The sequence below is a fragment of the Klebsiella sp. YJ genome, from assembly GCF_002108615.1.
Classification (GTDB): Bacteria; Pseudomonadota; Gammaproteobacteria; order Enterobacterales; family Enterobacteriaceae; genus Klebsiella; species Klebsiella planticola.
In genome coordinates this window covers 341917-349268 of record NZ_MTEG01000004.1, presented here as the reverse complement: position 1 = coordinate 349268, position 7352 = coordinate 341917, and the positions used below count along the sequence as shown (strand labels likewise).

The following is a 7352-nucleotide window of genomic DNA, read 5'->3' as shown; positions in this document are numbered from 1 at the left end:
GCAATAGGCCGAATGTGGGCGGCAGGACGAATACGTTCAGCAGGCCGGGTAAGGCGCCGTGCTTTCGCCCGGCGGCGCTACGCTTGCACGGGCCTACAGGCCGAATGTGGTCGGTAGGCCAAATGCGATCGGTAAGCCGAATACGGTCGGCAGGACGAATACGGTCGGCAGGACGAATACGGTCGGCAGGACGAATACGGTCAGTAGGCCGGGTAAGGCGCAGCCGCCACCCGGCAAATAAATGCAAAACCCCGACAAGCCGGGGTTTTGCATTTGACGAAGCGCGGTTATTTCTGCGGACGCATCGCCGGGAACAAGATCACGTCGCGAATGGTGTGGCTGTTAGTAAACAGCATCACCATCCGGTCAATCCCAATACCCAGACCGGCGGTCGGCGGCAGACCATATTCCAGCGCGGTGACGTAGTCTTCGTCGTAGAACATCGCTTCGTCATCCCCGGCGGCTTTCGCATTCACCTGGTCCTGGAAGCGCTGCGCCTGGTCTTCCGCGTCGTTCAGCTCGCTGAAGCCGTTACCGATTTCACGGCCGCCGATAAAGAACTCAAAGCGGTCGGTAATTTCCGGATTCACGTCATTACGGCGCGCCAGCGGAGAGACTTCCGCCGGGTATTCGGTGATAAAGGTCGGCTGAATCAGGTGCGCTTCCGCCACTTCATCAAAGATTTCCGTGACGATACGACCCAGGCCCCAGCTCTTCTCAACGTGAATGCCGATGGACTCCGCAAGGGCTTTTGCTGCGTCGAAGTTATCGAGATCCGCCATCTCAGTCTGCGGACGGTATTTCTTGATAGCCTCACGCATGGTCAGCTTTTCAAACGGTTTGCCGAAGTCGAAGATCTGGTCGCCATATGGGACTTCCGTTTTACCCAACACGGTCTGCGCCAGGGTGCGGAACAGGGATTCGGTCAGTTCGATCAGATCCTTGTAATCCGCATACGCCATATAGAGTTCCATCATGGTGAACTCTGGGTTATGACGTACGGAGATGCCTTCGTTACGGAAGTTACGGTTGATTTCGAACACACGTTCGAAGCCGCCCACAACCAGACGCTTCAGATACAGCTCCGGCGCGATACGCAGGTACATATCCATATCCAGCGCATTGTGATGGGTGATGAACGGACGGGCAGACGCGCCGCCGGGGATCACCTGCATCATCGGGGTTTCGACTTCCATAAAGCCGCGGCCCACCATGAACTGGCGCATCGTCGCGAGGATCTGCGAACGGACTTTAAACGTGCGTCGGGATTCGTCATTGGCGATCAGATCCAGGTAGCGCTGACGGTAACGGACTTCCTGATCCTGCAGACCGTGGAATTTGTCCGGCAGCGGGCGCAGGGCTTTGGTCAGCAGACGCAGCTCAGTGCAGTGGATAGAAAGCTCGCCGGTTTGGGTTTTAAACAGCTTACCGCGGGCGGCAATAATGTCGCCAAGGTCCCACTTTTTAAACTGTTCGTTGTAGACGCCTTCCGGCAGATCGTCGCGCGCGACGTACAGCTGAATACGGCCGCCGACGTCCTGCAGAGTGACGAAAGAGGCTTTCCCCATGATGCGACGGGTCATCATACGACCAGCAACAGAGACTTCAACGTTCAAGGAGCTGAGTGTTTCATTATCCTTGTCATCGAATTCAGTGTGCAATTGGTCAGAGGTATGGTCACGACGAAAATCATTCGGGAACGGGATCCCCTGCTCACGAAGCTGAGCCAGCTTTTCACGACGGGCTTTCAGTTCATTATTAAGGTCAATTGCCTCATCGGCACTTTGTGCTTGTTGTTCAGACATGTTGGTTCCTCATAACCCTGCTTTCAAACTTGCTTCGGTAAATTGCGCCAGGCCACTATCCAGCGCAGCCTGGTCAGTGCGGGTCTCTACACCAGTGCGCGGCCGATCGTTGACGTTATCGCCAAAGATCGAACGATAGAATCTTAACGAACCTGACCTTACTTAAGGCTGATCTCACTCAGTGATAGCCAAACTAAAGTTTTTTTCATTGATGGCTTGCCATCTATCCAGAATATCCTCCTCCTGACAGCTAAACGATGCAAGGAGCAGACTGACGCCAGCTCCGGGAAATTCCCCGGTCGCGCTGCGCTGACCGGGACGATGGGTTCGTACCGAGCCGGACGGGCGCTACGCGCCCCCTCCGGGGAGTTCACCGGTTGCGGCGCGGCGCTTGCCGACGCTGCAGGCGGCAGCGAAGGCCAGGATGACAATCACCGTTACGCAGCCCAGCGTCCACTCCCCCATCTGGGAGAAGAAATGCTGATACGCGGCGATTGCCGTTTCGCTGATCTGCGACTCGGTGGTCTGCTGCGCGACGATACCCGCCAGCCAGTTGGCCACCGCTCCGGTCGCCAGCATATAAATCCCGGTCAGCACCCCGGTCACGCCCGGCATATTCAGGCGAGTGATCTGCGCCATCGCCACCGGGTCGATAAACAGCTCGGCAAAGCCCATCAGCGCCAGTCCGCCGACCATCAGCCCCATCGAGGCCTGTCCATCGACGGCGCCATGACGTGCGTTCAGGGCCAGCACAATGAAGCCGCAGCCCATCAGCACCAGGCCAAAAGCAAATTTCAGCCAGACGCGAAGCACCGATCGCGTGCTGCCTTCCGGACGCATCAGCCAGGCCAGCGCCACGCCTGCCGCCATCACGGCGACGGCATTCACCGACTGGAAGAGAGCCGTCGGCACCTCAATGGTGAACAGCCGGCGGTTAACAAAGCGATCGATAAACAGGCTGATAGAGCTGCCGCCCTGCTGCGCCAGAACCCAGAACAGCGTGCCGGTCAGCATCAGCAGTACGATTTGCCACAGCGCGCGACGGTGCTGCGGGGAGTTCACCATAATGCGCGCCACCATTTGGGCGGCGAAGACGCAGACAATAGCCAGCAGATAGCCCGACCAGTTGTTTTCCAGCAGCAGCGTGAAGAACACCGGCGCCACGCAGAGCATAACCACCAGCCAGCCCCAGGTCGGCAGCACAAATTTCACCGCGCACAGCGCCTGTTTGTCGACGCCGCGGGTGTGGCTGAAGTGGCGATGGCCGCTGAGGAAAATCAGCAGCCCGATAAACATGCCGATCCCCGCCAGCGCAAAACCGATATGCCAGCCATACCACTGCGCCGCCAGCCCGCAGGCGATGGGCGCCGCGATCGAGCCGACGTTCCCGGCGGCGTACAGCAGCGAGAAACCGCCGTCGCGGCGATGGTCGTCAACGGCGTAGAGCTCGCCCAGCAGGCAGCTGATGTTGGATTTGAACAGGCCGTAGCCGCAGATAATGATCGCCAGCGCGAGGTACAGACTCCAGGTTGCATCAGATTCAACGCCCAGCACGACGTGGCCGAGCGTCATCAACAGCGCGCCGGCAATGACCGCCGTGCGATTGCCGAGCAGGCGGTCGGCAAGCCAGCCGCCGAGAATGGGGGTAACGTACACCAGGGAAGCGTAAGCGCTGAACAGACTGATGGCGTGGCTGTCATCAAAGCCAAGCTGATGGGTGAGGTAGAGGATGAGTAAGGCACGCATGCCGTAAAAGCTGAAATATTCCCAGATTTGGATCGCTACGATGTAATAGATCGCGCGCGGTTGTGAGGGTGTTTTCATGAGGTCTCCTGCAGCGTGAAAAAGGGAAGTGGCACGCCACTTCCCCTGGAGCTTCAATTACTTGTTGTTTTCTTCTTTCAGCACTTTAACGGTGTAGCGACCATCCGCCTGACGATATGCGCCGTGGATATCGGTTTCGAAGCCCGGGTAGTGGGCGCCGATTTCGCACAGCATCTGCAGGAACTCCAGCACCGGCCGGCTCTCTTCGGTGATCATTTCACCCGGCATGACCAGTGGAACTCCCGGAGGATACGGCAGGATCATGTTGGCGTTGACGCGGCCCACCATCTCTTCGAGATAGACCTCTTCAGTCTGACCGTGCAGCTCTTTCTGGAACGCGGCGTACGGCGTGATCATCATGGTCGGCAGCACTTCGAAAGCGCGGAACATCAGATCCGGCAGGTTGTGATGCGCAATCAGTTTGTGAATGTTCTGCGCCAGTTCCTGAACACGCATGTTTTCATAGAACTCCGGATCTTCACGATACAGCGACGGCAGCATGTTTTTCACGCGCAGGTTCAGGTCGAAAGCACGTTTAAAGTCGGTCAGCGCGCGCAGCAGGCTCAGTGCTTTGGTTTTGTCGATACCGATGCTGAACAGGAACAGCAGGTTGTACGGACCGGTTTTCTCCACCACGATGCCGTGTTCGTCGAGGTATTTCGCCACGATGCTGGCCGGAATACCGAACTCATCCATGGTACCGTCTTTCTTCATCCCCGGAGTCAGCAGGGTGACTTTGATCGGGTCGAGGTACATGTGTTCGTTATCGATGTTTTTGAAACCGTGCCATGCGCTATCGGAACGCAGCGGCCAGCATTCCGGGCCATCGATATGTTCCGGCTGCCAGACGTCGAAGAACCAGCCTTCGGATTCGCCTTTCAGACGTTTGATCTCTTTACGGAACTTAATAGAACGTTCGATAGAGCCATCGATCAGACGCTTACCGGCATTACCTTTCATCATCGCCGCGGCAGTTTCCGTCGAAGCAACCACGCCGTAGTGCGGAGAGGTAGTGGTGTGCATCATGTAGGCTTCGTTAAAGGTCTCTTCGTTAACATCGCCTTTAACGTGAATCATCGAAGCCTGAGAGAACGCCGCCAGCAGTTTGTGCGTGGACTGGGTTTCATAAATCACTTTCCCTTCCACACGGCCACCGCTCATCCCGCATTTACCGGCATAGATTGGTGAGAAGTTGGTGTAAGGCACCCACGCGGAGTCAAAATGGATAGATTTCACATCCAGCGTTTTCTTGATGAAGTCGGTGTTATACAGCAGACCATCGTAGGTGGAGTTGGTGATAACCGCGTGCACCGGCCAGGTTGCGTTCGGCGTCTCTTTGACGCGTTTGGCGATAGTGGCGTGCTGGAATTCGCTCTGTGGAATACCGCCGAGGATGCCGTAGGCGTTACGGGTCGGACGGAAGTAAATCGGCGTAATGTCGCTCATCATCATCAGGTGAGTCAGCGATTTGTGGCAGTTACGGTCAATCAGCACGGTGCTGCCGGCAGGCGCAGAGTACATACCGACGATTTTGTTCGCCGTTGAGGTGCCGTTGGTCACCATGTAGCTGCGTTCGGCGTTAAAGACGCGCGCAATATACTCTTCCGCTTCTTTATGCGGGCCGCTGTGGTCCAGCAGGGAACCCAGTTCAGAAACCGAAATCGAGATATCGGATTTCATGGTGTTTGAACCAAAGAAATCATAGAAGATGCTGCCGACCGGGCTTTTCTGGAAGGCGGTACCGCCCATATGGCCTGGAGTACAGAAGGTGTATTTACCTTCACGCACATATTTGAACAGCGCTTTGGTCAGCGGCGGCAGAATGGTATCGATGTATTCATCGGTGTTCTGTTTGATTTTATCGGCGATGTCGTCGGCCGCACCCAGCGCATATTCGAAGAAACGCACCTGCATGCGCAGATCGTTCAGGCTGACGTCCAGCGTGGAGTAGGTGTTAGCGAAAGCGTACAGCGGCATATATTCGTTCAGCTTGCTGATCTCTTCGCACAGTTCAAGATTGTATTTATCCCAGTCGAAGATCACGCCGCACAGACGGGCATTGTTTTCGATCAGTTTCAGTAAATCTTCGCGGTCGTTCGGATAGACAATACGGAAGTCCAGGCGTTCAAGGGCGCGATGCAGTTCGCGGATAGGCTCTTCTTTAAAGTAGACGCCCATGTGATTCATGATTGCGATAACGTTCATAGTCGAATCTCCAGATATGGAGAGCCCCTCCCGTCACGTGGTGACAGGTGCAGGAAGGAGCTCCAGGAAAAGGGGTTACGGATTAATGCGCGCTGGCGGCAGAGCTGTCAGTGGTGTCGTTTTCGTGCTGACGCTGATGCATTTTGCGACCGTAGAACATCAGGATAATCAGGCTGACGATAAAGGTACCGGCCAGTTCGAAGGAGCTTGCCCCCATCAGGGCGATGAAGCAGAACGCACAGCCCAGGACGGAACAAATCAGGCTGACAAGGTTGCGAATGTTAATGCCTTCGAAGCGAATCAGGTCAACGCAGGAGTAGAAGTAAGGCAGCATGGTCAGCAGGACGGCGATACCGGTCAGTTCACCGAACAGGTCAGACGCTTTACCGCCGCTGGAGTTCATCAGGGTAATCAGCACCATCAGCGCGGTCATTTTCACCGCCGCCAGCAGCAGGCCTTTTTTCGGAATACCGTTGTTATCCACTTCACCATACACTTTCGGGAAGTTGCCATCGTTGGCGGCGCGAACCCCGGCCTGACCAACCAGCATCATCCAGGAACCCAGAGAAGTCAGGCAGGCAAATGCGGTGAAAGCAGAGACTACCGGCGCAGCCCAGCCGCCAAGAATGGTTGAGGCGCTGATAGCGAACGGCGCGCCGGAGGCAGCCATCTGAGCCGCAGGATACATACCGGCGATAACCTGAGTCGCGGCGATATAGACCACGCCGGCCATCGCGGTTCCCAGCATGGTTGCCAGCGGAACGGTACGTTTCGGGTTTTTCACCATCCCGGTACTGACGGCGGCAGACTCAACGCCGACGAATGCCCACAGGCAGAGCAGAATACTTTTGATTACCGCATGGCTGTCTGGCGTGCTGGACGTGTTCCAGTTTGCCTGATAGGTCGCTGCATCAAACCAGTGCCAGCCGATAACCGCGGTCATCACCACCGGAATTAATACCAGCACCAGGCCAATGGTGGTCAGACGGCTTACCCAGGTACCGCCGAGCATATTCACGAAGGTGAATATCCAGACGATCGCAATACACGCGATACCGGCTGGAATCGGGTTATTCAGAATCGGGAAGAAAGTAGACAAATAAGAAACGGCGGTAATACCGATGGCCAGGTTACCAATCCAGTTGGCATGATAATAAAGGACGCCGGTCTGGAAACCGAATGCGGGAGATATTTCCCCGGCATACGCAATTGGGCCACCCTGCTGTGGGTTCTTGGTTGCCAGTCGGGCATAAACATAAGCCAGAGACATCGCACCAATAATAGAAATAACCCATCCCCAGATAGCAATACCACCGATGCTGGCGAGGTTCGCAGGTAATAATGCAATACCGCTCCCCATCATATTACCAGCGACGACGCCGGTACAGGCAAATAGCCCTATCTTCTTGGCAGAACTCATGTTTGCTTTTCTCCTAAGTTTATTTGGGAGGTACAGATCATGATATAGAACCTTTAATTGACCCGACCAACTGCCAACAAGATTACTGATTCAAAGAA

Annotated in this window: 5 protein-coding genes; all 5 read right to left on the bottom strand. The window is 55.8% G+C overall.

What is annotated here, in order from left to right; translation table 11 throughout:
• On the bottom strand, positions 1-247 hold a 247-nt coding region (locus BV390_RS31280), incomplete at its 3' end, for a hypothetical protein (protein WP_206098728.1).
• Positions 248-287: 40 nt separating this feature from the next.
• Positions 288-1805: a lysine--tRNA ligase gene (gene lysS / locus BV390_RS05825; RefSeq protein WP_032696493.1), complete on the bottom strand. Its 1518-nt coding sequence runs from the start codon at positions 1803-1805 to the stop codon at positions 288-290.
• Positions 1806-2153: 348 nt separating this feature from the next.
• A complete protein-coding gene (gene dtpD / locus BV390_RS05820) occupies positions 2154-3629 on the bottom strand; it encodes a dipeptide permease DtpD (RefSeq protein WP_032689124.1) in 1476 nt (491 codons plus the stop codon).
• 57 nt (positions 3630-3686) lie between these two features.
• The gene (gene cadA, locus BV390_RS05815; protein WP_004858936.1) at positions 3687-5834 is read right to left on the bottom strand and encodes a lysine decarboxylase CadA; all 2148 of its coding nucleotides are present in this window, start codon (positions 5832-5834) and stop codon (positions 3687-3689) included.
• 82 nt (positions 5835-5916) lie between these two features.
• Positions 5917-7254, bottom strand: coding sequence for a cadaverine/lysine antiporter (gene cadB / locus BV390_RS05810; protein WP_004858934.1), 1338 nt, complete (start codon positions 7252-7254; stop codon positions 5917-5919).
• Positions 7255-7352 lie beyond the last annotated feature (98 nt).

Excerpts from the sequence above, each read along its gene's own strand:
- lysS (WP_032696493.1), bottom strand. The coding sequence starts at position 1,805 with ATGTCTGAACAACAAGCACAAAGTGCCGATGAGGCAATTGACCTTAAT.
- cadA (WP_004858936.1), bottom strand. The coding sequence starts at position 5,834 with ATGAACGTTATCGCAATCATGAATCACATGGGCGTCTACTTTAAAGAA.
- dtpD (WP_032689124.1), bottom strand. The coding sequence starts at position 3,629 with ATGAAAACACCCTCACAACCGCGCGCGATCTATTACATCGTAGCGATC.
- cadB (WP_004858934.1), bottom strand. The coding sequence starts at position 7,254 with ATGAGTTCTGCCAAGAAGATAGGGCTATTTGCCTGTACCGGCGTCGTC.